At 70.5% G+C, this 1,145-nt stretch carries 2 protein-coding genes and 1 other annotated feature; both genes read right to left on the reverse strand.

Annotation, left to right across the window (positions count from 1 at the left end):
- Positions 1 to 827 (reverse strand): IS3 family transposase (locus tag FHN55_RS21780; protein ID WP_139714507.1); only part of this gene is annotated, 827 nt, incomplete at its 3' end.
- Positions 735 to 866: a sequence feature (AL1L pseudoknot), on the reverse strand. Its footprint overlaps the gene before it by 93 nt.
- Positions 824 to 1,145, reverse strand: a 322-nt coding sequence (locus FHN55_RS21785; RefSeq protein WP_139714508.1) for a transposase, incomplete at its 5' end; no start/stop codon positions are given. It overlaps the preceding feature by 43 nt. The genes FHN55_RS21785 and FHN55_RS21780, both read right to left, overlap by 4 nt.

Genomic DNA, 1,145 nt, shown 5'->3' on the forward strand with positions numbered 1-1,145 from the left:
CGCCGGTGGTTGAACCAGTCCACGTACTCCGCCACCGCGATCTCCAGATCCTCGATGCCCTTCCACGGGCCCCGGTGACGGACCAGCTCGGCCTTGAACAGGGAGTTGAACGCCTCGGCCAGAGCGTTGTCATACGAGTCGCCGGTGCTCCCCACCGACGCGACAGCGCCGGCCTCGGCCAGACGCTGGGTGTAGCGAATCGCGACGTACTGCACGCCCTTGTCCGAGTGCGCCACCACGCCGGCGACGTCGCGGCCGGCGTGCTGGCGGGTCCACAGACCCATCTCCAGGGCGTCCAGGGCCAGGTCGGTGCGCAGGCTCGTGGACACCTGCCACCCCACGACTCGCCGGCTGAAGACGTCGATGACGAACGCCGCGTACACCCACCCGGAGAACGTCCGGCAGTAGGTGATGTCCGCGACCCACAGCCGGTCCGGGGCCGGCGCGGTGAACTTCCGCTCCACCAGGTCCGCACGGGTCTCAGGCCCCGTGCCCGGGATCGTGGTGCGGGGGCCCTTGGCCCTGCTCACACCCCGAAGCCCCGCGGCGCGCATCAAGCGTTCCACGCTGCAGCGGGCCATCGGCTGCCCGCGCCGGAGGAGCTCGGCGTGAACCTTGCGCGAGCCGTACACGCCGTAGTTCTCCGCGTGCACCGCGCGGATCGCCGCGGTGCGAGCGGCATCGATGACCGACCTCATCGAGGGGCGCCGGGAACGGGCGGCGTAGTAGGTGCTCGGGGCGACCTGCGTGCCAGCAGCGCTGAGCACCGTGCAGATCGGCTCGACCCCGAAGCGGTCCTTATGGGCGTCGATGTAGGCGACGATCACTTCAGTCGGCGGTCGAGCTCCGCCGCGGCGAAAAACGCTGAGGCGGTCTTGAGGATCTCGTTGGCCCGGCGCAGCTCGCGGTTCTCCCGCTCCAGCTCAGCGATCCGGCGGGCTTCGTCGGTGGTGGTGCCCGAACGCAGGCCCTCGTCGACCTCGGCCTGGGAGACCCAGTTCCTCAGCGTCTCGGCGTTGATGCCCAGCTGTCCACCGATGCGAGCCAGGGCGCCTGGGCGGGTGGCTGGGTCACGGCGGGCTTCGACCGCCATCCGGATCGCTCGCTCGCGCAGCTCATCGGGGTACTTCCTCGGTGCCGCCATG

Origin of the sequence: Streptomyces sp. NP160 (genome assembly GCF_006335115.1) — a bacterium.
In the GTDB taxonomy this organism is placed as follows: domain Bacteria; phylum Actinomycetota; class Actinomycetes; order Actinomycetales; family Quadrisphaeraceae; genus Quadrisphaera.